Annotated in this window: 19 protein-coding genes; 10 read left to right on the plus strand and 9 right to left on the minus strand. The window is 67.5% G+C overall.

The window, feature by feature from the left end; genetic code table 11:
• The first annotated feature begins 106 nt into the window (after window positions 1-106).
• Window positions 107-1,171: a class II fructose-bisphosphate aldolase gene (fba, locus tag R9X41_RS22945; protein ID WP_318632738.1), complete on the plus strand. Its 1,065-nt coding sequence runs from the start codon at window positions 107-109 to the stop codon at window positions 1,169-1,171.
• A 114-nt stretch (window positions 1,172-1,285) separates the two neighbouring features.
• On the plus strand, window positions 1,286-2,197 hold the full coding sequence (locus R9X41_RS22950) for a phosphoribosylaminoimidazolesuccinocarboxamide synthase (RefSeq protein WP_318632739.1): 912 nt from the start codon (window positions 1,286-1,288) through the stop codon (window positions 2,195-2,197).
• A gap of 23 nt (window positions 2,198-2,220) precedes the next feature.
• Here R9X41_RS22950 and R9X41_RS22955 read toward each other — a convergent pair whose 3' ends face one another.
• The gene (locus R9X41_RS22955) at window positions 2,221-2,823 is read right to left on the minus strand and encodes a TetR/AcrR family transcriptional regulator (RefSeq protein ID WP_318632740.1); all 603 of its coding nucleotides are present in this window, start codon (window positions 2,821-2,823) and stop codon (window positions 2,221-2,223) included.
• A 104-nt stretch (window positions 2,824-2,927) separates the two neighbouring features.
• Here R9X41_RS22955 and R9X41_RS22960 point away from each other — a divergent pair, with 104 nt between their 5' ends.
• From R9X41_RS22960 to R9X41_RS22970, 3 genes are all read left to right on the plus strand, one after another.
• Entirely contained in the window at window positions 2,928-3,749 is an 822-nt protein-coding gene (locus R9X41_RS22960) for an SDR family NAD(P)-dependent oxidoreductase (RefSeq protein ID WP_318632741.1), read from the plus strand.
• Window positions 3,750-3,870: 121 nt separating this feature from the next.
• A complete protein-coding gene (locus R9X41_RS22965) occupies window positions 3,871-5,388 on the plus strand; it encodes an ATPase domain-containing protein (protein ID WP_318632742.1) in 1,518 nt (505 codons plus the stop codon).
• A gap of 4 nt (window positions 5,389-5,392) precedes the next feature.
• On the plus strand, window positions 5,393-7,072 hold the full coding sequence (locus R9X41_RS22970; protein ID WP_318632743.1) for a response regulator: 1,680 nt from the start codon (window positions 5,393-5,395) through the stop codon (window positions 7,070-7,072).
• A 16-nt stretch (window positions 7,073-7,088) separates the two neighbouring features.
• On the opposite strand, the gene R9X41_RS22975 is transcribed toward R9X41_RS22970, so the two are convergent.
• On the minus strand, window positions 7,089-10,073 hold the full coding sequence (locus R9X41_RS22975) for a DNA topoisomerase III (protein ID WP_318632744.1): 2,985 nt from the start codon (window positions 10,071-10,073) through the stop codon (window positions 7,089-7,091).
• A 151-nt stretch (window positions 10,074-10,224) separates the two neighbouring features.
• Between R9X41_RS22975 and R9X41_RS22980 the strand changes: the two genes are divergently transcribed.
• The 4 genes from R9X41_RS22980 (at window position 10,225) to R9X41_RS22995 (ending at window position 13,171) form a co-directional block, all read left to right on the plus strand.
• Window positions 10,225-10,704 carry an SET domain-containing protein gene (locus tag R9X41_RS22980; RefSeq protein ID WP_318632745.1) on the plus strand — a complete coding sequence of 160 codons (480 nt, stop codon included), beginning with the start codon at window positions 10,225-10,227 and terminating at the stop codon, window positions 10,702-10,704.
• An 11-nt stretch (window positions 10,705-10,715) separates the two neighbouring features.
• The gene (locus R9X41_RS22985; RefSeq protein WP_318632746.1) at window positions 10,716-11,489 is read left to right on the plus strand and encodes a biotin--[acetyl-CoA-carboxylase] ligase; all 774 of its coding nucleotides are present in this window, start codon (window positions 10,716-10,718) and stop codon (window positions 11,487-11,489) included.
• 13 nt (window positions 11,490-11,502) lie between these two features.
• Window positions 11,503-12,183: an SPOR domain-containing protein gene (locus R9X41_RS22990; protein ID WP_318632747.1), complete on the plus strand. Its 681-nt coding sequence runs from the start codon at window positions 11,503-11,505 to the stop codon at window positions 12,181-12,183.
• Between the two features lie 85 nt (window positions 12,184-12,268).
• Window positions 12,269-13,171: an amino acid ABC transporter substrate-binding protein gene (locus tag R9X41_RS22995; protein ID WP_318632748.1), complete on the plus strand. Its 903-nt coding sequence runs from the start codon at window positions 12,269-12,271 to the stop codon at window positions 13,169-13,171.
• A gap of 917 nt (window positions 13,172-14,088) precedes the next feature.
• Here the strand turns inward: R9X41_RS22995 and R9X41_RS23000 are convergent.
• The 7 genes from R9X41_RS23000 to R9X41_RS23030 all read right to left on the minus strand — a co-directional run bounded on the left by R9X41_RS23000 (window position 14,089) and on the right by R9X41_RS23030 (window position 23,676).
• Complete coding sequence (locus tag R9X41_RS23000; protein WP_318635314.1) at window positions 14,089-15,342, minus strand: phenylacetate--CoA ligase family protein; 1,254 nt, start codon at window positions 15,340-15,342, stop codon at window positions 14,089-14,091.
• Window positions 15,343-15,353: 11 nt separating this feature from the next.
• Window positions 15,354-16,163: an ABC transporter ATP-binding protein gene (locus tag R9X41_RS23005; protein WP_318632749.1), complete on the minus strand. Its 810-nt coding sequence runs from the start codon at window positions 16,161-16,163 to the stop codon at window positions 15,354-15,356.
• 195 nt (window positions 16,164-16,358) lie between these two features.
• Window positions 16,359-17,657, minus strand: coding sequence for an ABC transporter substrate-binding protein (locus tag R9X41_RS23010; RefSeq protein ID WP_318632750.1), 1,299 nt, complete (start codon window positions 17,655-17,657; stop codon window positions 16,359-16,361).
• Between the two features lie 66 nt (window positions 17,658-17,723).
• Window positions 17,724-18,788, minus strand: a complete 1,065-nt coding sequence (locus R9X41_RS23015; protein WP_318632751.1) for a branched-chain amino acid ABC transporter permease — start codon at window positions 18,786-18,788, stop codon at window positions 17,724-17,726.
• 139 nt (window positions 18,789-18,927) lie between these two features.
• Window positions 18,928-19,857 (minus strand): branched-chain amino acid ABC transporter permease, encoded by a 930-nt coding sequence (locus R9X41_RS23020; RefSeq protein WP_318632752.1) that lies wholly within the window; start codon window positions 19,855-19,857, stop codon window positions 18,928-18,930.
• Between the two features lie 1,057 nt (window positions 19,858-20,914).
• Window positions 20,915-21,730: an ABC transporter ATP-binding protein gene (locus R9X41_RS23025; RefSeq protein ID WP_318632753.1), complete on the minus strand. Its 816-nt coding sequence runs from the start codon at window positions 21,728-21,730 to the stop codon at window positions 20,915-20,917.
• A gap of 2 nt (window positions 21,731-21,732) precedes the next feature.
• Window positions 21,733-23,676: an AMP-dependent synthetase/ligase gene (locus R9X41_RS23030; RefSeq protein ID WP_318632754.1), complete on the minus strand. Its 1,944-nt coding sequence runs from the start codon at window positions 23,674-23,676 to the stop codon at window positions 21,733-21,735.
• Between the two features lie 147 nt (window positions 23,677-23,823).
• Here R9X41_RS23030 and R9X41_RS23035 point away from each other — a divergent pair, with 147 nt between their 5' ends.
• Window positions 23,824-24,525 (plus strand): Crp/Fnr family transcriptional regulator, encoded by a 702-nt coding sequence (locus R9X41_RS23035; protein ID WP_318632755.1) that lies wholly within the window; start codon window positions 23,824-23,826, stop codon window positions 24,523-24,525.
• Window positions 24,526-24,661 lie beyond the last annotated feature (136 nt).

A 24,661-nucleotide genomic window follows, 5' to 3' on the forward strand; every position in this document is an offset into this window, starting at 1 on the left:
CTCACGCCCGTCACGCATCGACCGCTAAAATCAAAGAGTTACCGGTGGATTACATCCGCCGTGGTCTTCACCCTTCTCCCATCCACTCATCATCGGAAAACAACCCATGGCTCTCGTCTCGATGCGCGAACTGCTGGACCACGCGGCCGTCAACGGCTACGGCATCCCGGCCTTCAACGTGAACAACCTGGAACAAGTCCAGGCCGTCATGGAAGCCGCCAAGGAAACCGGCGCGCCCGTGATCCTGCAGGCCAGCGCCGGCGCCCGCAAATACGCGGGTGAGCCTTTCATCAAGCACCTGATCCAGGCCGCGGTCGAGGCCTACCCCAACATTCCGCTGGTCATGCACCAGGATCACGGCCAGAGCCCGGCCATCTGCCAGGGCGCGATCGACCTGGGCTTCTCCTCGGTCATGATGGACGGCTCCCTGCGCGAAGACGGCAAGACCCCGGCCGACTTCGACTACAACATGAGCGTCACCCGCCAGGTGGTGCAGCTCGCGCACAAGGTGGGCGTCACCGTAGAAGGTGAACTCGGCTGCCTGGGCAACCTCGAAACCGGCGATGCCGGCGAAGAAGACGGCATCGGCGCCGACGTCAAGCTCGACCACAGCCAGATGCTGACCGACCCCGAGGAAGCCGCCGAATTCGTCAAGGCGACCCAGCTCGACGCGCTGGCCATCGCCATCGGCACCAGCCACGGTGCCTACAAGTTCAGCCGCAAGCCCACCGGCGACATCCTGGCGATCAGCCGCGTGAAGGAAATCCACCAGCGCATTCCCAACACCCACCTGGTGATGCACGGCTCGTCGAGCGTGCCGCAGGACCTGCTGGCGATCATCAACCAGTACGGCGGCAAGATGAAGGAAACCTTCGGCGTGCCGGTCGAAGAGATTCAGGAAGCCATCAAGTTCGGCGTGCGCAAGATCAACATCGACACCGACATCCGCCTGGCCATGACCGGCGCGGTGCGCAAGTTCCTGGCCGAGAACCCGGACAAGTTCGACGCCCGCGAATGGCTCAAGCCGGCCCGCGAAGCCGCCAAGCAGATCTGCAAGCAGCGCTACATCGAGTTCGGCTGCGAAGGCCAGGGTGCCAAGATCAAGGGTGACTCGCTCCAGGTCGTGGCCGGCAAGTACGCGCAGGGCGAACTGGCCCAGGTCGTCAACTAAAAAGGGGCACTCGCGGCGGCGCGCTCGCCCGCCGCGATAATTGCCGGCCCGGCGCCCGAAGCGCCGGGCTTTTTCTTTGGGCTTCTTCGCCCCGCCGCTTCCAGGTTTCTCCGCATGACCGTCGACGCACTCCACACCTCCGCCCTCACCTCGCTGCCGCTGCTCGCGCGCGGGAAGGTCCGCGACAACTACGCCGTCGGCGACGACCGCATCCTGATGGTCGCGTCCGACCGCATCTCGGCGTTCGACGTGATCCTGGGAGAGCCGATTCCGGGCAAAGGCGCCCTGCTCACCCAGATGGCACTGTTCTGGTTCGAGCAGCTCGAAGGCATCTGCGCCAACCACCTCACCGGCGATGCGCCCGAAAGCGTGGTGAGCGCCGCCGAATTCCCGCAGGTGCGGGGCCGCTCGATGCTGGTCAAGCGGCTCAAGCCGGTGCCGGTCGAGGCCGTGGTGCGCGGCTACCTGGCCGGCAGCGGCTGGCAGGAATACCAGCAGAACCAGGCCGTCTGCGGCGTGCCGCTGCCCGCCGGCCTGCGCAATGCCAGCAAGCTGCCCGAGCCGATCTTCACGCCCGCGGCCAAGGCTGCGGCCGGCGAGCACGACGAGAACATCGACTTCGCCCAGGTGGTCGCCATCGTGGGGCCGGAGCTGGCCGCCGAGATCCGCGACACCAGCATCGCGCTCTACAAGGCCGCCGCCGCCATTGCCGCCGAAAAGGGCATGATCATCGCGGACACCAAGTTCGAGTTCGGCCTCGACGCCGACGGCAAGCTGGTGTTGATGGACGAAGTCCTCACGCCCGACTCTTCGCGCTATTGGCCGCAGGAAGGCTACGACGCGGCGTTGGCCGCCGGCACCAATCCGCCGAGCTACGACAAGCAGTTCGTGCGTGACTGGCTGGAGGCCGCCCGGGTGCATGGCCGTCCCTGGGACAAGACGCCGCCGGCGCCACGCCTGCCGCAGGACGTGATCGAGAAGACCGCCGCCAAGTACCGCGAAGCGCTCGAACGGCTGATGGCCTGAGCGGCCTCGCCTGACACGGCGCCTCAGCCGGCGCCGGTGACGCCTTCCGCCTCCAGGCCCAGCCGCAGCCGCGCGGCCGCCAGGATCTCGTCGGACAGGGCGTCGTCGTCCACCGCCCGCGCCAGCACCATGGCGCCGACCATCGTCGCGTAGTCGCCCAGGGCACGGGCGCGCCGGGCCGCGGCGGTCTTGCCCGGGCTGATCGCCTCCAGTCGCCCGGCGGCCGCCCGAATGCCCTCGCCGAACGCCCGGCGCACCGGCTCTGCCTGGCGGGCGGCGTCACCCCCCAGTGCTGCGACCACGCAACCCTGGCCCCGTGCGTCCCGGTGGCGGCTCGACAGGTACTGGCCGGCGATCTCCGCGCGCCGTGCTGCCGGCGCCGGCTCTACGCTGCCGGGCATCGCGCCCCACCGCTGGTCGATCTGCGCCGCAGCGCGTTGCGCCGCGGCTGCCATGAGTTCTTCCTTCGACGCGAAATGACCGTAGAAGCCGCCATGGGTGAGCCCGGCGCGGTCCATCAGGTCGGCCACGCCGATGCCGTCGAAACCCCGTTCGCGAAAGGCCTCGGCGGCCGCGTCGAGGATGCGCTCGCGGTTGAGCGCCATCTGCTCCTTGCTCACCTTCATGCTGCCTTCCTCCAAAGTTTGTCTGCCATTTTAGATGATGGTCGTCATATAATTAATCATGACGATCGTCATTTAAACAATTCCAGCTTCAGGAGCGACCTGCTATGATCGAATCCACTCCCAGCCCGCGCGGCACCGCGCTCGTCACCGGTGCGTCGTCCGGCATCGGCGCAACCTACGCCGAGCGCCTGGCCCGACGCGGTCATTGGCTGGTGCTGGTCGCGCGCGACGCGGCCCGGCTGCAGGCGCTGGCGGCCCGTCTCTCCGCCGAAACCGGCGTGCGCGCCGAGGTGCTGGTCGCCGACCTCACCGCACCCGCGCAGCGCGCCCTGGTGGAGCGCCGCCTGCAGGAAGACGCGTCCATCGACCTGCTGATCAACAACGCCGGCATGGCGGTCAACGGCAGCCTGATCGAAGCCGATATCGACGCGGTCGAGACCATGATCGCGCTCAACATCACCGCGCCCACCCGGCTCGCCGCGGCGGCGGCCAAGGCGTTCGCCGCGCGTGGCGCGGGCACCATCGTCAACGTGGCGTCGGTGCTGGCGATGGCGCCGGAGCTGTTCTCGGGCACTTACAGCGGCACCAAGGCCTACATGCTCAACCTGAGCCGCTCGATGCAGCTGCAGCTCGCACCGCTGGGCGTGCGGGTGCAGGCGGTGCTGCCGGGCGCCACCCGCACCGAGATCTGGGACCGCTCGGGCGGCTCGATCGACGCGCTGCCGGCCGACATGCTGATGGAGGTGGGCGACCTGGTCGACGCGGCGCTGGCGGGCCTGGACATGGGCGAGGCGGTGACCATTCCGCCGCTGCCCTCGCTCGAAGGCTGGCAGGCGATGGAAGACGCGCGCCTGGCGCTCGCGCCGAGGCTTTCGCTGCGCGAGCCGGCGGCGCGCTACCGGCAGGCGGCGGTGGAAGCCCTCTGACAGCGGCGCGGGCGTCGGTCCCGCGAAGTCTGGGGCGCGGGGATTGCCCCCGCGGCGCAGGCGCCGGGCAGAATGAAAGATCCTGTCACCATCTTCGCGCTCTCTTGGGCGCCCGTTCCCTGTGCCCACCGAAACGCGCGCCTCCACCGGCATACCGGGCCTCGACAACATCCTGACCGGCGGCCTGCCTGAACACCATCTCTACCTGATCGAGGGCACGCCCGGGTCGGGCAAGACCACCATGGGCCTGCAGTTCCTGCTGCAGGGCCGCGCCGAAGGTCAGAAGGGCCTGTACATCACCCTGTCGGAAACCAGCGAAGAGCTTCGCCAGGTGGCGGCCTCGCACGACTGGGACCTGACCGGCGTCGACGTGTACGACCTGGTGAGCGACGAAGGGCTGAGCGAGGAGTCCGAGCAGAGCATTCTTCACCCGTCCGAGCTGGAGCTCGGCGAGACCATCCGCGAGGTGATGGCCATGGTGCAGGAGTGCAACCCGTCGCGCGTGGTGTTCGACAGCCTTTCCGAGATGCGTCTCCTGGCCCAGAGCTCGCTGCGCTATCGCCGGCAGATCCTGGCCTTGAAGCGCTTCTTCGCCAACCGTGGCTGCACCGTGCTGCTGCTCGACGACAAGTCCGGCTCTACTGGCGACGTGCACCTGCACAGTTTGGCGCACGGCGTGGTCAACCTCGATCAGAACACCAACGAATATGGCCCGGACAAACGCCGGCTGCGGGTGGTGAAGCTGCGCGGGGTGAAGTTTCGCGAGGGCGAGCACGACTTCAACCTCGACAAGGGCGGGCTGAAGGTGTTTCCGCGACTGGTCGCCAGCGAGCACGGCCGGCCTTTCGACACCCAGCCGGTCAGCACCGGCACCGAGCACCTGGACGACATGCTTGGCGGCGGTCTGGTGCCCGGCAGCAACGTGCTGTTCACCGGCCCGGCGGGCACAGGCAAGACCACCACGGCGATCAGCTGCGCGGTACACGCCATGCGGCGCGGCGAGCGTGTCGCCTACTACCTGTTCGACGAAGGCCTGGGCACGCTGCGCATGCGTTCCAAGGCGCTCGGGCTGGACATCGACCCCTTCCTCGAGTCGGGCCAGCTGCTGTTGCGAGCGCTCGATCCGGCCGAGCTTTCGCCCGGCCAGTTCGCCCACGCGGTACGGGCCGCGGCCGAAAACGACAAGGTCGGCATGGTCGTCATCGACAGCCTCAACGCCTACCTGCAGGCCATGCCCGGCGGCAAGTTCCTGCTGCTGCAGATGCATGAGCTGCTGGCCTACCTGAACCTGCGCGGCGTGGTCACGCTGCTGATCCTGTCGCAGCACGGCATCGTCGGCGACATCCGCTCCGACGTCGACCTGAGCTACCTGAGCGACGCGCTGCTGCAGTTCCGTTTTTTCGAGGCACGTGGCAGCCTGCGCAAGGCGATCACCGCGATCAAGAGCCGCACGCTGGCGCACGAGTCGGTCATCCGCGAATTTCGCCTCGGCCGCGACGGCCTGGAGATCGGCGACGCGCTCGACGATTTCCAGGGCGTGCTGAGCGGCATTCCGCGCTACACCGGTGGCCGGCCGTTGCTGGGAGACGCCGCGCCCGAATCCATTCTCGCGATGCCGTCGAACCCCATGGGCGGCTGACCCCATGGAAAACCGGGTCCTGATCCACGCCCCGCGCGGTCGTGACGCGCAGGTCATCGCGGGCGTGCTGTCCACACAGGGCATCGCCTGCCTGATCTGCCCCGACACCGCCTCGCTGCTGGCCGAAATGGCGCGCGAGGCGGCTGCGGCCATCGTCACCGAAGAAGTGCTGGGCGAGGGCTTCGACACCGCGCTCGGCCAATACCTGGCGGCCCAGCCCGCGTGGTCGGACTTTCCCTTCGTGGTAATGGCCACGCGCCAGTCCGGCCGGCGTTCGGCCCGCGCGGTCGCGTCATTGCAGGAGCTCGGCAACATCGTGCTGTTGGAGCGCCCGGTGAACCCCGAGACACTGGCCAGCGCGGCGCGCTCGGCGGTGCGGGCGCGCACGCGGCAGTACGCCACGCGCAAGCACCTGGCGGCGATCGAGGCGTCCAAGCAGGTGGTGGAGGCGCTCAACGGCGAGCTGGAAAGCCGCATCCAGGCCCGCACCGCCGACCTCGCCAGCGCCAACGATCGGCTGATGCACGAGATCGCCGAGCGCGAACGTGCGCAGGCCAGCGTGGTGCAGGGCCAGAAGCTCGAAGCCATCGGGCGGCTGACCGGCGGCATGGCGCACGACTTCAACAACCTGCTGCACGTGGTCAACATGAACCTGCAGTTCATCGCCCGCATGGCCGACGACGAGAAGCTGGGCGTCTACGCGCGGCGGGCGCGCGAGGCGGTATCGCGCGGCTCACGGCTGACCGCCCAGCTGCTGAGCTTCGCCCGCGCGCAGAGCCTGCTGCCCAAGCTCAACGACGTGAACGCGCTGATCGGCAACATGCGCGAACTCATCGAGGTGTCGGTCGGCTCACGCATCCGCGTCGAACTGCATCTGGCCCCCGGCAGCGCGCCGGCCGTGCTCGACAGCGGTCAGCTCGAGATGGCGGTGCTCAACATGTCGGTCAATTCGCGCGACGCCATGCCCGACGGCGGCACGCTGAGCATCCGCACCGAGATCGTGTCGGATGGCCCCGCGCCCACGGTGCGGGTGAGCGTGAGCGACACCGGCGCCGGCATTCCGCCGAGCCTGCTGACCAAGGTGTTCGACCCCTTCTTCACCACCAAGCCGGTCGGCAAGGGCACCGGCCTGGGACTGAGCCAGGTGTACGGCTTCGCCCGCCAGTCCGGCGGCACCTCGGAGATCCGCAGCGAGGTCGGCCGGGGCACCACGGTGATGCTGCGCTTTCCGCTGGCGCAGGCCGAGGAAGCCGAAGCCATCGCCCAGCTGCCGGCCGCCGGCGTCGACGGCCATCCGGACCAGCAGGTGCTGGTGGTGGAAGACGATGCGCAGGTGCGCCAGGGCATCGTCGAATGCCTGCGCCTGCTCGGCTACACGGTGCACGAGGCCACCGACGGCGCGGCCGGACTTCACGCGCTGGAGCGGCACCGGCCCGACCTGCTGCTGGTCGACTACCTCATGCCCGGCATGAACGGCGCCGAACTCATCACGGCCGCGCGCCGCCTGCATCCGGGCATGCCGATCCTGCTGGCCACGGGCTATGCCGACATGGCCCAGGTCGAGAAGGTGATCGGCCGGCAATCGGTGCTGGCCAAGCCCTTCGACCTGGAAACCCTGGGCGCGGCCGTCGCGAGCGAACTGCGCGGCCAGACGGCCAGCACCGCGGCACACGACGCCGCCTGAGGGCGCCGCCGCCGCGTCAGCTCAGGTGCTTGCCGACGATGCCGGCGAGCTCGAACATCGTCACCTGGTCCTTGCCGAACACCGCGCGCAGCTTGTCGTCGGCGTTGATGGCGCGCTTGTTGGTCGCGTCCTGCAGACCGTTGGCCTTGATGTAGTCCCAAAGCTTCTTGATGACCGCAGGCCGCGCCACTGGCTCGGCGCCGATCACGGCGGCCAGTGCCGCGCTCGGCGTGGCGCCACCGCTGCTGGTCGTGGCCGTCTTGCGGGCCGCCTTGGGCGCAGCGGCCTTCCTGGCGGCGGCCTTCTTCGCGGGCGCCTTGGCCGAGGCCTTGGCGGCAGCGCCCGCAGCGGCGCCGGCCGCCGTCTTGCGTGGCGGGAACTTGGAGGTGCGCGGCTCGAACTCGAAGTTGACCTTGCCCGCGTCCGCATCCCAGGTCAGGAAAGCCTTGAACGCCCGGCGGGTCTTGTTGGAGATGAACTTGTCGAGCAGCTGCGTCTTGCCCCCGGTGAGCAGCAGGCGCATCTGCTCGCGCACCACCGGCTGCTGCAGGATCACCTTGCCGCTCTTGAACGTGCAGCTCGGCGTGGGCTGCGCCGCCGTCGGCACGGCCTTCTCGCAGACGTAGTTGCTGCCATGTTCGTAGACGCCGGCCTGGCAGATCGGGCAGGGGCCGATGGCCTCCTGGCCATGGAAGTCGACCAGCTCGCCCGATTCTTCGGCGTTCTTGTCGTCGCCGAAATCGAACTCCAGCTTCCAGTTCTTCACCTCGTCGTCGAACTTCAACAGGATCTCCGAGGTGAACGGCCAGCCGGCCTTGGAGCGGAAGCCCTCCAGCGGCCCGATGCGGTGCTCGCCCACCAGCTTTTCGGCCTCGGCCAGCTCGAAGGTACGGCCGGCCGGCGACTTGCCGAAAGAAAAGCCGCAGCCCTCGCGCACCTTGGTGCCCAGGCGGGCGGGCTCGGAATCGGTCGGAATGCCGACGCAGCTGTAGCGCCGGTAGTTCTCGCGCACGATGCCGCCGCAGTTGGGGCAGGGCGCGGCGAGCGTGGCGTAGTCGCCGGGCACCGTGTCGCGGTCGTACTCCTTGGCCTTCTGCACGATGCGCTGGGTCATCTGCGCGATCTGCTCCATGAAGGCCGACCGCGAGAGCTCGCCCTTCTCCATCTGCGCCAGCTTGTATTCCCAGTCGCCGGTGAGTTCGGCCTTCGACAGCTCTTCCACGCCGAGGCCGCGCAGCAGCGTCATCAGCTGAAAGGCCTTGGCGGTAGGGATCAGCTCTCGGCCTTCGCGCAGCATGTATTTCTCGGCGATCAGCCCTTCGATGATGGCCGCGCGGGTGGCCGGGGTGCCCAGGCCTTTTTCCTGCATCGCCTCACGCAATTCGTCGTCGTCGATCAGCTTGCCCGCACCTTCCATCGCGCCGAGCAGCGTGGCTTCGGAATAGCGCGCCGGCGGCCGCGTCTTCAGGCCCTTGGGGTCGACGCGTTCGGCCAGCGGCTTCTCGCCGGGCTGCACGCGGATGAGGATCTTGCTGTCCTTGTTGTCCTTGTCCTCGGCCAGTTCGTCGGCCGCTTCCTTGCCGTAGATGGCCAGCCAGCCCGGCTTGACCAGCACCTTGCCGTCGGAGCGAAACGCGTACGAACGGCCCTCGTTCTGCACCGTGCTGATGCGGGTGGTGACCTGGTATTCGGCGCTGGGGAAGAACACCGAGAGGAAGCGCCGCACCACGAAGTCGTAGAGCTTCTGTTCGGCATCGCTCAGGCCGCTGGGCGCCTGCAGGGTGGGGATGATGGCGAAGTGATCCGACACCTTGGCGTTGTCGAACACGCGCTTGGTGGGCTTTACGTAGTTCTGGTCGATCGCCTGCCTGGCGAAGGGCGCGAGGTGGCGCATGCCGCTGTCGGCCAGCATGCCCATGGTCTGCTTGACCACCGGCAGGTAGTCCTCGGGCAGGGCACGCGAATCGGTACGCGGATAGGTCAGGGCCTTGTGGCGTTCGTAGAGGCTCTGGGCCAGCGCCAGCGTGGTCTTGGCCGAGAAGCCGAAGCGGCCATTGGCCTCCCGCTGCAGCGAGGTCAGGTCGAACAGCAGCGGTGAAGCCTGCGTGGTGGGCTTGCTCTCTTCGGTGACCGTGGCGGGCCTGCCGCGTGCCGCATCGGCAATGGCCTGCGCGTCGCGCGCGTTCCAGACACGGTCGGCGCGCTGTTCGGGGTCGGGCACGCCGTCGGGGCCGGGCGGCGGTTTCTTCCACTGCGGGTCGAAATACTTGCCGGCGTATTCGCCCGCCTGCGCCGCGAAGGCCGCATGGATTTCCCAGTAATCGCGGCTGACGAACTTACGAATTTTTTCCTCGCGCTCCACCACCACCGACAGCGTGGGCGTCTGCACCCGGCCGACGGTGGTGAGAAAGAAGCCGCCGTCGCGCGAATTGAAGGCGGTCATCGCCCGCGTGCCGTTGATGCCGACCAGCCAGTCGGCCTCCGAGCGCGAACGCGCGGCATCGGCCAGGCCCTGCATCTGCTGCTCGCTGCGCAGCGAATCGAAGCCGTCGCGGATCGCCTGCGGCGTCATCGACTGCAGCCAGAGCCGGCGCACCGGCTTGCCCAGGCTGGGCTTGGCGCCGGCGGCGTATTGCTCGATCAGCCGGAAGATCAGCTCGCCCTCACGCCCCGCGTCGCAGGCGTTGATGAAGGCGTCCACGTCCTTGCGGCGGGCCAGCTTCACCACCGCGTTGAGCCGGCTCTTGGTCTTGTCGACCGGCTTCAGGTCGAAGCGCGGCGGAATCACCGGCAGGTTGGCGAAGCTCCACTTGCCGCGCTTCACGTCGAACTCTTCCGGCGCCTGGATTTCGACCAGGTGGCCGACCGCGCTGGTCACCACGTAGGTCTCGCTCTCGAAGTGGTCTTCGTGCTTCTCGAACTTGCCCGCCACCGGCGTGAGGGCACGCACGATGTCCTGCGCCACAGACGGCTTTTCCGCGATCACCAGGGTCTTGCTCATGGATGGATTCTTTTCCGTTTTTCTAGGGTCGTTCGTTCGACAGGCAGGCGGCGTGAATGGCGCGCTCGCGGGTGGCTCCTACAATCCGGGCTTCCCGCGCATGCGCACGCACGCATGCCTGTGCTTTTTTCAAACTAACAGAGTTTCGGCCATGCCTTCAACCGCCCCCGCCGCCGGCGGCCGCCGCATCCAGACCCGCCGCTCCGGCGTACACGGCAAGGGCGTCTTCGCGGTACAGGATCTCGCCGAGGGCGAAACCCTCATCGAATACGTCGGCGAAGTCATCAGCTGGCAGGAGGCGCAGGACCGTCATCCGCACGATCCCGAGCAGCCCAACCACACTTTCTACTTCCATGTCGACGACGACCGGGTGATCGACGCCAACCACGGCGGCAACTCCTCGCGCTGGATCAACCACTCCTGCGATCCCAACTGCATCGCCGACGAGGAAGACGGCCGCATCTTCATCAAGGCCCTGCGCGACATCGCCGCCGGCGAGGAGCTGAGCTACGACTACGGCTTGATCATCGAAGAGCGCTATACCAAGAAGCTCAAAGCTGAATACCCGTGCTGGTGCGGCGCGGCCGATTGCCGTGGCACCCTGCTGGCGCCCAAGCGCGGCAAACGTTGAGCAACTCGCCCATGGACGACATCCTGCGCTGGCCGGCCGAAGCGATCTGGCAGGAGCTGCATCCGCTGCTCGAGGGCTTCACCGTCGAGGTGCTGCCCGAGATCGACTCCAGCAACAGCGAACTCATGCGCCGCGCCCGCGACGGCCGCACCGAGCCCACCCTGCTGGTGGCCGAGCGCCAAACGGCCGGGCGGGGTCGCCAGGGCCGCGACTGGCATTCGAGCCGGGGCGACGCCCTCACCTTTTCGCTCGGCCTGCCGCTGGCGCCGGCCGACTGGTCGGGGCTGTCGCTGGTCGCGGGCGTGGCCATCGCCGAAGCGCTGCATCCCGACCTGGGCCTGAAGTGGCCCAACGACCTGTGGTGGCACGACCGCAAGATCGGCGGCATCCTGGTCGAGACGACGGGCTCGGGCGATACCGGTGCGCCGCGCTACGTCGTCGTCGGCGTGGGTTTGAACATCGCCCCACCGGCCGCGCCGGACGGCCTGCGCACGCCACCGGCCGGGCTGCGGGAGCTGTCGCCCGGCATCGACGCGCCGGCCGCGCTCGGCGCGGTGGTGCCGGCGCTGGTGCGCGCGCTGCTCGACTTCGCTGCGCAGGGATTCGCAACCTGGCAAGCACGCTTTGCCGCACGCGACGTGCTGCGCGGCCGCGCCGTGCTGCTGTCCGACGGCCGACACGGCACGGCCGCCAGCGTCGATGCCGACGGCGTGCTGCGGGTGCAGACGGCCGAGGGCTGGGAATCGGTGCGCAGCGCCGAGGTCAGCATCCGCCCGGCAGCCTGAGGCCGGTAACGCCATGGTGCTGCGCCTTCTCGCCCTGTTCCTGGTCCTGGCCAACGGCGTGTACTTCGCCTGGTCGCAGAACGCGCTGCGGGCCTGGGGCCTGGAGCGCCCGACGCAGAACGAGCCGCAGCGCTTGCGCCAGCAGATCCGGCCCGAGGCGCTGAAGCTGGTCAGCGCCGACGAGGCACGGCGCATCGCGGCGGCGGCACCTGCGGAGGCCGCCACTGCATCGGCCAGCGGCGCCACGCAGTGCCTGCAGGCCGGCCTGTTCGGCGAGGCCGAGGCCGCGCTGCTGCGCACGCGGGCCGAGGCGCTGCTGCCGGCGGGCAGCTGGTCGCTGGTGCCCGGCGCCACGCCGGCGCGCTGGATCATCTACATGGGCCGTTATGGCGGCGCCGACCAGCTGGTGCGCAAGCGCGCCGAGCTGCGGGCGCTGCACGTGGCCTTCGATGCGCCGGGCAATCCGGCGCTGGAACCCGGGCTGTCGCTCGGCAGCTTCGCGACCCAGGCCGAGGCCAATGCCGGTCTGGCGACGCTGGCGCAACGCGGCGTGCGCACCGCGCGGGTGGTGGAGCAACGGCCGGCCGTGCAGGGTCTGACACTGCGCCTGCCGGCCGTCGACGATGCCGTGCGCCCGGCGCTGCAAGCCCTGACCCCGGCCCTGGCCGGCCATGTGCTGCAGGCCTGCAGCTGACGCGCGCCGCTGCCCGCGCACTCTTCAAAAACGCAACGGGCTGGGCCATCATGTGCGCCTTGCCTTGTCGCCCAGGAATTCGTCCATGACCCGCAGTTTCTTTCCGTGGCGCGTCGCCGCTGTCCTGGCGCTCGGCGTCTGCACGCTACCCGCGGCGCTGGCCGGCACGCTGGAGAACATCCGCGCGGCGCAGCAGATCGTGCTGGCGTATCGCGAGTCGTCGGTGCCGTTTTCCTATCTCGACGGTGCGGGGCGGCCGGTCGGGTATTCGATGGATCTTTGCCTGAAGGTCGTCGACGCGGTGCGGCGCGAGCTCGGCATGCCTTCGTTGTCGGTGGGCTACCTGGCGGTGACCGCTGCCACCCGCATCCCAGCCCTGGCCGAGGGCCGCGCGGCGCTGGAATGCGGGTCCACCACCAACACAGCGGAGCGGCGCAAGCAGGTGGCTTTCACCATTCCGCATTTCATCTCGTCGGTGCGCTTGCTGGTGCGGGCCGATAGCGGGTTTCGCAGCCTCGACAGTCTGGCGGGCCGGACCGTCACCGCGACGGCCGGCACCACCACCATGCCGACCTTGCGGCGGCTCAATGCCGAGCACGATCTGCGGTTGAACATCGTCGAGGCGGCGGATCATGCCAAGGCGTTCATGTCGCTCGAGTCGGGGCAGGCGGACGCGTTTGCGCTGGATGAAGTGCTGCTTTATGGGCTGCGGGCGAATGCTGCGAAGCCGCAGGCATGGGAGGTGGTGGGCAAGGCGATGAGCATCGAGCCTTACGCGATCATGTTGCCGCCTCGGGATGCTGCCTTCAAGAAAGTGGTCGATCAGGAGATGCGGCGGCTGATCGTCAGCGGGGAGATTCAGGCTGTTTATCGGAAGTGGTTTTTGCAGGCCATTCCGCCCAAGGGGATCAATCTGGAGTTGGCTATGCCTTCTATGCTGAAGGATTCATTTCGGTTTCCTTCCGATAAGGTGGGAGACCTGGAGTGAATGTTTTGGCCTGTTGCCGGCCCGGCTTGCTTGCTCTCGCGGAGCGAGGCTTTTCTTCCATTGAAGGTTGGGTAGTGCTGGGGGTTTGCTCTTTGCTGGGCTGGCTTGTCTTTTCTTCTTCTACTGGTCGTAGGGTGGAGCTGGGGGCTTGCGCGCCCCCAGACCCGCGGTAACTTTCTTTCCGCGGAAAGAAAGTCACCAAAGAAACGCTAAGACGAGCTCGAGGCTCGGTCGGGCCATTGCTTCGCTCGGCCTGGGGAATGTGCCTTCGAACGCTCTAACGGCAACAGTTTGGACAAGGGTCGATCCAGTGCCTTGGCCCCTGCTTTGCAGGGTCGGGGCTGAGAGGGTAAGGACAGTTCACCGCACTGAGCACGTTGAGGGGGCCGCGTGGGTCCGATTGCCACGCGCGCTGCTTGCATGGGCTGAGGCCGCACTGGCGGGTCGAACGGGCATGTGACGTGACCGCTAGACGGCCGCGAAGTGGGCGCACGGACCACATTGGCGAGCGGGGCAAATGCATGCGCTTTGATCGCTCCGGCCGCACCACGGCGCGCATCGAGCATGGCGATCGAATCAGCGCGGCCCCCTCAACGTGCTCAGTGCGGTCGCCTGTCCTTACCCTCTCAGCCTTGACCCTGCGAAGCAGGGGCCCAGGCACTGGATCGACCCTTGTCCAAACTGTTGCCGTTAGAGCGTTCGAAGGCACATTCCCCAGGCCGAGCGAAGCAATGGCCCGACCGAGCCTCGAGCTCGTCTTAGCGTTTCTTTGGTGACTTTCTTTCCGCGGAAAGAAAGTTACCGCGGGTCTGGGGGCGCGCAAGCCCCCAGCTCCACCCTACGTTCAGTAGAAGAAAAAAAGACAAGCCCGCACCCAGCAATGAACCAGCCCCCCCCCGGCAAGGAAAAGCCCCCCCTCACCGATAACTCCGCCCATCCTCAATCACCTTCCCATCATTGGGCAAGCTCCCCAAAGCACAAAGCTCCACCTCAGCCCGCAGCCGCGTAACCTCCCTCACCACCTCCCCCAATCGCAAAGCCACCCCCCCGTCGGCAGACGCACATTCAGCCCGCAGCAACAAGCGATCGTCAGCCATCTCGCCAGAGACCACGAGGCGCATCCGCCCCACCCCCGGCACCCGCCGCCCGATCTCCGCGACCTGCCCCGGATGCACGAACATCCCCCGCACCTTGGTGGTCTGATCCGCCCGCCCCATCCACCCCCGGATCCGGGTATTGGTACGCCCCGTCGGGCAAGGCCCGGGCATCACAGCCGAGAGGTCCCCGGTACCGAAGCGCAGCAGCGGATAGACCGGATTGAAGGTCGTCACCACCACCTCCCCGACCTCACCGTCGGCCACCGGCTCCCCGGTCCCCGGCCGCACGATCTCCAGGATCACCCCCTCGTCGAGCACCAGCCCTTCCCGAGCCTCGGTCTCATAAGCAATGAGCCCCAGATCGGCAGACGCATAGCACTGAAAAGCCCGCACGCCACGCTCTGCGACCCAGTCCCGCAGCGATGGCGGAAAGGCCTCGCCCGACACCAAAGCCCGTCGCAGATGCGGCAACGCCGTGCCGCGCTCGGCGGCCTTCTCCAGCAGGATGCGCAGAAAGCTCGGCGTGCCGACGTAGGCATCGGCCCGCAGCTCGACCATGGCCTGCAGCTGCTGCTCCGTCTGCCCGGTGCCGCCCGGAAACACGGTGCAACCCAGGGCCTGCGCGCCGCTTTCCATCATGGCGCCAGCGGGCACGAAGTGGTAGCTGAAGCTGTTGTGCAGCAGCTGCCCGGCGCGGACGCCGGCGGCATAGAAGGCGCGCGCCATGCGCCAGTGGTCGGGCCGCGCGCCGTCGGGTTCGTAGAGCGTGCCGGGGCTGGCGAACACGCGTGGCATGACCGGGCCCCAGACCTCGGTCGCGAAGCCGCCGAAGGCATCGCCGCCGCTGTCGCGCGAGGCCTGCTGCAGCGCCAGCAACTCGGCCTTGCGCGTGACCGGCAGGCGCGCCAGCGTGGCGCGGTCCTGCACCGTGGCCGGATCCACATCGGCCAGCAAGCGGGCGAAGGCGGGCGACCGTTGCCGGGCCAGCGCGACCTGCGCCGGCAACGCGGCGAACAATGCCCGCTCGCGCGATGTCGCGTCGCGCGTTTCCAGCGCGTCGTAAAAAGTGTCGATAACGAGGGCGCTCATGCCAGCCACCTCTTGCGGCGGCGATAACTCTTCACATCACGAAAGCTCTTGCGCTGCGCATCGCCCATGCCCAGGTAGAACTCCTTCACGTCCTGGTTGCCCGCCAGCGCCTGCGCCGTGCCGTCCATCACCACGCGGCCGCTTTCCAGGATGTAGCCGTAGTCGGCAAAGCGCAGCGCCATGCCGGTGTTCTGCTCGGCCAGCAGGAAGGTCACGCCTTCCTTGGCGTTGAGGTCCTTCACGATGGAGAACACCTCCTCGACGATCTGCGGGGCCAGGCCCATCGAAGGCTCGTCGAGCAGCACCATGCGCGGGTTGGCCATCAGCGCGCGGCCGATGGCGCACATCTGCTGCTCGCCGCCGGAGGTGTACGCCGCCTGGCTGGCGCGACGCGTCTTGAGCCGGGGGAAATAGGCATAGACCTTCTCCAGGTTGGCCGCCACCTCGGCGCGGTCGCGGCGCGTATAGGCGCCGGCCAGCAGGTTCTCTTCGATGGACAGGTGCGCGAAGCAGTGCCGGCCTTCCATCACCTGCAGCACGCCGCGCTGCACCAGCGCCGCCGGCGTCAGCCGTTCGATGCGTTCGCCGCGCAGCCGGATGCTGCCCTTGGTGACCTCGCCCCGCTCGCCGAGCAGCAGGTTGCTCACCGCCCGCAGCGTGGTCGTCTTGCCGGCACCGTTGCCCCCGAGCAGCGCGACGATGCCGCCCTCGGGCACCGTCAGCGACACCCCCTTGAGCACCAGGATCACATGGTTGTAGATGACCTCGATGCCATTGACCTCGAGCAACGGACCGACAGCACTCATGACGAACACCTCACTGGTTTTCAAAAACGTGACAGGCCAGCGTTTCAACCCACCGCGCATCCACCAAGCGCGGCCCGGCGTTTCGTGGAACACCGTGGGCCGGCTTTGCCGGACCGCCAGTGTTGCCCCCGGAAGGGGGTAGGCGAAGACACGAAGTGCGTAGCCTGGGGGAGAGCCAAGCCTCCCTGGGGGAGATCAACAAGCGCGTGGCGTGACGTTCTTGTCCTTGGCGTACTTCGCCGCGAACTCCTTCACCAGCGGATCGATGTGCGTCTTGTCGGACTGGTACCAGTCCGATTTAATCTGCCACTTGCCGCCGTCCCACTGCACGATGCGCGCCCAGTCGTTGCCCATGTGGTTGGCGCACGAGGTCTTGACCGGCCGCATGATCTCGCCGAAGCCCAGCGCCTTGAGCTTGTCGGCCGTGAGGTCCAGGTTCTCGAAGCCCCAGCGCACCTGTTCGGGCGTGAGCGTCTTGCCCTTGCCGTACTTCTCCTGTGCGGCGCGGATCGCCTCGACCTGCAGCATCGAGATCATCATTCCGCGCGTATGCGCCAACGTGCCCACACCGGTCGGCACGCCCGTGCCCTGGCCCTTGTCGTAGACGAACTTCTTCAGCTCGTCGTGCACCTTGTCCTTGGCTGCGCTGTTGTGGATGGTGATCGCGTTGTAGCCGGTGGCGCCCGCGCCGATGTCCTTGACGTCGTGGTCGGAGCCCGCCCACCAGATGCCGTAGATCTTCTCGCGCGGATAGCCGCTGGCCTGGGCCTCGCGAATGCCCGCCGGCGTCATGACGCCGGCCGACCAGAACAGCACGTAGTCGGGCCGCTGCTGGCGGATCTGCAGCCAGGTCGACTTCTGCTCCACCCCCGGCGGCGTGACCGGGAACAGCGACACCTCGAAGCCATCGGCCGCCGCGCGTTTCTGCAGCAGCGGAATCGGCTCCTTGCCGTAGGGACTGTCGTGGTAGACCAACGCGATCTTCTTGCCCTTCAGGCTGCCTTTCTCCTTCTTCGCGATGTCCTGCAGCATCACGTCGGCGGCGGTCCAGTAGGTGCCCAGCAGCGGGAAGTTCCACTGGAACACGGTACCGTCGACCGACTGCGACAGGCCGTAGCCGGGCGTCTCGATGGCCACCTTGTCGGCATAGGCCTTGTCGGTCACCGCGAAGGTGATGCCGGTGGATTGCGGGTCGAAGCCCGAGGCGCCGGTGCCCTTGGCCTTGAGACGTTCGTAGCACTCCACGCCCTTGGCCGCGTCGTAGGCCGTCTCGCATTCCTCATACGCCAGCTTCACGCCGTTGACGCCGCCGTCACGCGCGTTGACGAGCTTGAGGTAGTCCTGCTTGCCGTCGGCCCAGGGCACGCCGAGCGGCGCGAACTGGCCGGTGCGGTAGACCAGCAGGGGCACGAACTGTTCCTGCGCCGACGCCGGCGCGAAAGCCAGCGTCGAGGCCGCTGCCGCGATGCCGATCACGATGGTGTTGAGCTTCATGACTTGTCTCCTGTTATGGGCACTCGCTGGTGCCGGTTGGCTGCTGCTGTCGACGAACGCTGGGGATCAATAGGGGAATGGCCAGAGCCGTAGTTTTTGTCGCGCGGTGGACCAGAGTTTTGCCAGCCCATGCGGCTCCACGATGAGGAAGAACACGATCAGTGCGCCGAACACCATGTGCTCCAGTTGCGAGGCCACGGCCGTGCCGAGCGACAGGCCGAGCCAGTGCGGCACGTAGTTCAGGGCCAGCGGCAGCAGCACGATGAAGGCCGCGCCGAAGAAGCTGCCGGCGATGGAGCCGAGCCCGCCGATGATCACCATGAACAGCAGCTGGAAGGACTTGTCGATGCCAAAGGCCGCCGGCTCCCACGAGCCCAGGTGCACGAAGCCCCACAGCGCGCCCGCCACGCCCACGATGAAGCTGCTGACCGCGAAGGCGGTGAGCTTGGCATGCACCGGCCGGATGCCGATCACGCTGGCGGCCACGTCCATGTCGCGCATGGCCATCCACTCCCGGCCGATGGCGCCACGCACCAGGTTCTTGGCCAGCAGCGCGAACAGCGCCACCAGCGCCAGGCACAGCAGGTATTTCTGCACCGGGGTGTCGAAGCGCCAGCCGAACATCGACAGCACATTGACGCTGACCGAGCCGGAGGACGAATCGTTGGTGACCCATTTCACCCGGTTGGTGAACCAGTCCACGAAGAACTGCGCGGCCAGTGTCGCCACCGCCAGGTACAGCCCACGGATGCGCAGGCTCGGGATACCGAACAGCACGCCGCACACCGTGGCCGCCAGCCCGCCGCCGATGAGTGACAGCAACAACGGCATGCCCTCGATGCGCACCTGCAGGTTGTAGGCCGCGTAGGCGCCCACGGCCATGAAGGCGCCGGTGCCCAGCGAGATCTGGCCGCAGTAGCCGACGAGGATGTTGAGCCCGATCGCGGCCAGCGCCAGGATCAGGAAGGGGATCAGCACCGCGCGGAACACGTAGTCGCTGGCCAGCGCCGGCACCACGACGAAGGCCACCGCCAGCAGGGCGAGCATGGCCCAGCGGTCCTGGGCGACGGGGAACAGCGCCATGTCGGCGCGGTAGCTGCTCTTGAACTGGCCATTTTCCCGATAGATCACGAGCCCACCTCCACCGCGTTAACGGACGTGCATTTCATGGAACACCGCAGGGCCGGCTTTGCCGGACTGCAGGTGTTGCCCCCTGGAAGGGGGGTGGCGGCCACACGAAGTGGGCAAGCCTGGGGGTGGGCCAAGCCTTTCATACGCGATCGATGATCTTGTCGCCGAACAAGCCTTGGGGCCTGATCAGCAGGAAGGCGAGGGCGAGAACGTAGGCGAACCAGTTCTCGATGCCGCCGCCGACATAGGGGCCGAGGTAGATCTCCGACAGCTTCTCGCCGACGCCGATCAGCAGGCCGCCGACGATGGCGCCGGGCACCGAGGTCAGCCCGCCCAGAATCACCACCGGAAAGGCCTTCAACGCCACCAGGGAGATGGAGAACTGCACGCCGAGCTTGCTGCCCCAGATGATGCCGGCGACCAGCGCGACGATGCCGCCGATCGACCAGACGACGACCCAGATGCGCGACAGCGGGATGCCGATGGACTGCGCGGCCTGGTGGTCGTCGGCCACGGCGCGCAGGGCACGGCCGGTGCGGGTCTTCTGGAAGAAGACGGTGAGGGTAGCGACCAGCAATGCGGCGATGAGGGCGGAGTAGAGGTCCTCCTTGCTGAGCAGCAGGCCGCCGTCGAAGGTGCTCTCCATGAGGATCATGGGGTCCTTGGGCATGCCGACGTCGATGCGGTAGACGGCGCTGCCGAAGAGCAGCTGGCCGGCGCCGTCGATGAAGTAGCTGATGCCGAGCGTGGCCATCAGGAGGGTGATGCCGGGCTGGTTGACGAGCTTTCTCAAGGCGAAGCGCTCTACGGCCCAGGCTACTGCGACCATGCAGGCGGTGGCGGTGGCGGCTGCCAGGATGTTGGCTAGCAGCTGGCTTTCGAAGCCCAGCCACTTGGGGATCCATTCGGAGAATCTGGCCATGGCCAAGGCCGCGAAGAGGACCATCGCGCCTTGGGCGAAGTTGAAGACTCCGCTGGCTTTGTAGATGAGGACGAAGCCCAGGGCGACGAGGGCGTAGAGCATGCCCACCATGAGGCCGCCGAAGAGGGTTTCTAGGAGGAAGCCCATGGCGTTTTCTTTCTGCTGGTTCGTTGGTGGACTCTTTGCGGCTTGGGCTCGTTGCTTGCTGAGCGGGCTTGTCTTTGCTTCTCTTCTTCTACTGGTCGTAGGGTGGAGCTGGGGTGTCGCTCTTGCAGAGTGGGCTGGTCTTTCTTCTTTTCTTCTACTGGTCGTAGGGGGGAGCTGGGGCGTCGCTCTTGCAGAGGGGGCTGGTGTTTCTTCTCTTCTTCTACTGGCCGTAGGGTGGAGCTGGGGGCTTGCGCGCCCCCAGACCCGCGGTAACTTTCTTTTCTGGCAAAAAAGAAAGTCACCAAAGAAAGTTGCCTTGAAGACGAGCTCGAAGCTCGGTCGGGCCATCGCTTCGCTCGGCCTGGGGTATGTGCCTTCGAACGCTCTAGCGGCAACAGTTTGGACAAGGGTTGATCCAGAGCCTTGGCCCCTGCTTCGCAGGGTCGGGGCTGAGAGGGTAAGGACAGGCGACCGCACTGAGCACGGTGAGGGGGCCGCATGCTTTCCATCGCCATGCTCTGTGACGGACGCTCCATGGTCTGCGCGCTGTTTGCCGCACCGACCGATGCGGCAGCCGTGCACCCATCTGCACCGCCCCATGGACGCGTCGCCCTTATCCCCCGTCGAGCGCAGCGAAGACCGTCGTAGGCCGAGCGCAGCGATGGCCCGTGTGGTGTTTGGGGTCCCCTGTGGTCGAGAGCGAGGAACGGAGGTTTTGCGGATAAGGGCTGGCGGCTGTCTGAGCGAAGCGAGTTCCGCCAGACCCCGCAAAACCGAGTACCGCAGCGTGTCCGAAGGACCTCGCCCACCGGGGTCGCCTTTCTTTGGTTACTTTCTTTGGCGAAGCAAAGAAAGTGACTCGCCCGCCGGGGCGAAATCCCGGCCTCCGCCCTCCGCAGGAGAAGCAGCCCACGCAGTGGCACAGCCCCCGGCAGGAGAAGCAGCTCACGCAGTGGCACAGCCCTCCGCAAGAGAAGCAGCCCACGCAGTGGCACAGCCCTCCGCAGGAGACAAAGCCCACGCAGTGACACAGCCCTGAAACAAGGCAGCAGACAACTCATGCAGCCCCCCCCAGATAGGCCCGAATGACCTCCTCATTCCCCCGAACCTCGGCAGGCGTCCCATCCCCGATCTTCCGCCCGTAATCCAGCACCACCACCCGGTCGGAGATATCCATCACCACCCCCATGTCGTGCTCGATCAGCACGATGGTCGTCCGAAACTCCTCGTTCACGTCGAGGATGAACCGACACATGTCCTGCTTCTCCTCGACGTTCATCCCCGCCATCGGCTCGTCGAGCAGCAACACCTGCGGCTCCATCGCCAAGGCCCGCCCGAGATCGACCCGCTTCTGCAGCCCGTACGGCAACTGTCCGACCGGCGTCTTGCGCCACGCCTGGATCTCCAAAAAATCGATGATCCGCTCCACCGCCTCGCGGTGCGCCATCTCCTCGCGCACCGCCGGCCCCACCCGCAAGGCCTGCATCAGCAGGTTGCTCTTCATGCGCAGGTTGCGCCCGCTCATGATGTTGTCGAGCACGCTCATGCCCTTGAACAGGGCCAGGTTCTGGAAGGTGCGGGCCACGCCCATCTCGGCCACCTGCCGGCTGTTCATGTGGCGGAAGGTGCGGCCCCGAAAAGTGATCTGCCCCTGCTGCGGCTGGTAGACGCCGTTGATGCAGTTCAGCATCGAGCTCTTGCCCGCGCCGTTGGGCCCGATGATCGATCGCACCTCGTGCTCGCGCACGTCGAAGCTGATGTCGGTGAGCGCCTTCACGCCGCCGAAGGACAGCGAGATGTTGCGCACGTCCAGCACCACGTCGCCGACCGGCGTGGCATCGGACGGGGCCAGGTCGAGGGGTTCGGCCATCATGTTCATGCCGCGCTCTTCAAGGGGGCGAAGGTGCGGGCCTCGACCACGTTCAGCGTGGCGCTGACGCTGCCGGTGCGGCCGTCCTCGAACTTCACCTGGGTCTCGATGAACTGCCGACGTACGCCGCCGTACAGGGCGTCGACGAGCACGCGGTACTTGTCGGCGATGAAGGCCCGGCGGACCTTGCGGGTGCGGGTGAGTTCGTCGTCGTCGGGGTCGAGCTCCTTGTGCAGCACGATGAAGCGCGCGACCTGCGTGGCTTCCATGCCGGGCTCGGCCGCGAGGTCGGCGTTGACCTGGCCGACGCACTGTGCGATGAGTTCCAGCACCTCGGGCTTGCCGGCCAGGTCCACATAACCGGCGTAGGGCAGGCCCTGGCGTTCGGCCCAGTTGCCGACGGCGTCGAAGTCGATGTTGAGAAAGGCGCAGACCTCGGCGCGGCCGTGGCCGAAGCACACGGCCTCCTTGATCTGCGGAAAGAACTTGAGCTTGTTCTCGATGTAGTTGGGCGCGAAGAGCGCGCCTTCGACCAGGCGGCCCACGTCCTTGGCCCGGTCGATGATGCGCAGGTGGCCGTCGTCGTCGAGCACGCCGGCGTCGCCGGTATGGAAGAAGCCCTCGGCGTCGATCACCTCGGCGGTGGCGTCGGGCCGGTGGTAGTACTCCTTGAGCACCGACACGCCCCGCACCAGCACCTCGCCGTTGTCGGCGATGCGGATCTCGATGCCCGGCGCGGGCTCGCCCACGGTGTGCAGCTTCACCCGGCCGTTCTTCTGCAGGCAGACATAGGCGCAGGTCTCGGTCTGGCCGTAGAACTGCTTGAGGTTCACGCCGATCGAGCGGAAGAAGCGGAACAGGTCCGGCCCGATGGCCGCGCCCGCGGTGTAGGCCACCCGCACCCGCGACAGCCCCATGACGTTGCGCAGCGGCCCGTACACCACCGCGTCGCCGAAGGCATAGAGCAGCCGATCGAGCGCGCCGACGGGGCGGCCGTCGAGCATGTCGGCGCCCACGCGGCGGGCCAGCGCCATGCAGCGCGCATACAGCCAGCGCTTGGGCGCGGCCGCGTCTTCCATGCGGATCGAGATCGAGGTGAGCATGGCCTCGAACACCCGGGGCGGGGCGAAGTAATAGCTCGGGCCGATCTCGCGCAGGTCGATCGCCGCGGTGGCCGGCGACTCCGGGCAGTTGATGGTGAAGCCCGCCACCAGCCATTGCGCAAGCGAGAAGAGGTGGTCGCCGACCCAGGCCGGCGGCAGGTAGCAGATGACGTCGTCGCGCGGCCCCAGGCCGTCGGTGGCGATGCTGCCCTCGGCGGCGGCGATGAAGGCGCGGTGCGTCTGGCAGACACCCTTGGGCTTGCCGGTGGTGCCGGAGGTGTAGAGGATGACCGACACGTCGTCGGCCATGACGGCCGCGACGGCCTCGTCGTAGCCGCCGGGTTGCGCCAAGTCCCACGCGCGGCCGGCGTCCATCAGCGCCTGCACCGAGACCAGCCCCGGCTGGTCGTAGCCACGCAGGCCACGCGGATCGTCGTAGAACACATGGGCGATGCATGCGAGCGCCGGCACGGTGGCGCGCAGCTCCAGCAGCTTGTCGACCTGCTCCTGGTTCTCGGCGAAGGCGAAGCGGATCGCCGCGTCCTGCAGCACGAAGGCCATCTCGGTGGCGACCGATTCCTGGTAGAGCGGCACCGGCACGCCACGGGCGGCCTGCGCGGCCAGGAAGCAGAAGTACAGGTGCGGCCGGTTGTCGCCCACGATGGCCAGGTTGTCGCCCGGTGCGAAGCCCAGCGACATCAGACCGCAGGCCATGGCGCGCACCTCTTCGGCCGTCTTGCGCCAGTTCCAGGTCTGCCAGATGCCGTATTCCTTCTCGCGCACGGCGGGGGCTTCGGGCCGGGCCTGGGCATGGCGGTGCAGCAGCTGGGGAAAGGTACTCGTCATGCGGTCCTCGGCTTGTCTCTTTGCCGGGCATGCTAGGCCTGCGTTTGACGCTCGCTTGTCACCCCGGCGACATTCCTAGGGAATGTCCTATCAGGTGCAGTCCCGGGTGGGCCGGGCGGCGGCGGGCTCTCAGAATCCGCGCCACACATGGTGATCGACTCTGCCCTGCATCAGCGCCGCCGCCCGCCTACCGGCGCCGAGCTGGCCGTGGTCCCGTGGCTGGAACGACTGCAGCCCACCGAGCGGCAGCACGCGCTGCAAGTACTGCAGGTCAGCGTCGCACAGCCGGGCGATTTCATCTGCCGCGTCGGCCGGGCGCCGACCTACTGGTTCGGCGTGGTGGAGGGGCTGCTGAAGATGAGCACCGACAACGACCGTGGCCAGACAGTCACCTATGCCGGCCTGGCGCCGGGCGGATGGTTCGGCGAAGGCACGGTGCTCAAGCGCGAGCCCTACCGCTACAACATCCAGGCGCTGCGGCGCAGCGTGGTCGCGGGTTTGCCGATCGACGATTTCCATTGGCTGCTGGACCATTCCCTCGGCTTCAACCGCTTCGTGATGAGCCAGCTGAGCGAACGCCTGTCGCAGTTCATCGTGGCGCTGGAAACCGACCGCCTCACCAGCCCCGACGCGCGCGTGGCCCGCAGCCTGGCGGCGCTCTTCAACCCGGTGCTCTACCCGGCCGTCGGCGACATGCTGCGCATCACCCAGCAGGAGTTGGCCTACCTTGTCGGCCTGTCACGCCAGCGCGTCAACCAGGCCCTGGCCAGCCTGCAGGCACGCGGCCAGATCAGCATCGAATACGGCGGCCTGCGCGTGCTCGACCTGCCCGCCTTGCGGGACGGGTGAGGAGCGGAAGCGGCAGACATTTCCTCGACCTCGCGCCGCCCTTTGCAAAACCGCTCCGGCCACCGCCGGGCCGCCCCAAGGCGGCCGGACCTCCTCCTCGGGAGGTGGCGAACTACACGTAGCGAAGCGAAGTGAG

The sequence above is a fragment of the Xylophilus sp. GOD-11R genome (assembly GCF_033546935.1).
Lineage (GTDB): Bacteria > Pseudomonadota > Gammaproteobacteria > Burkholderiales > Burkholderiaceae_C > Xylophilus.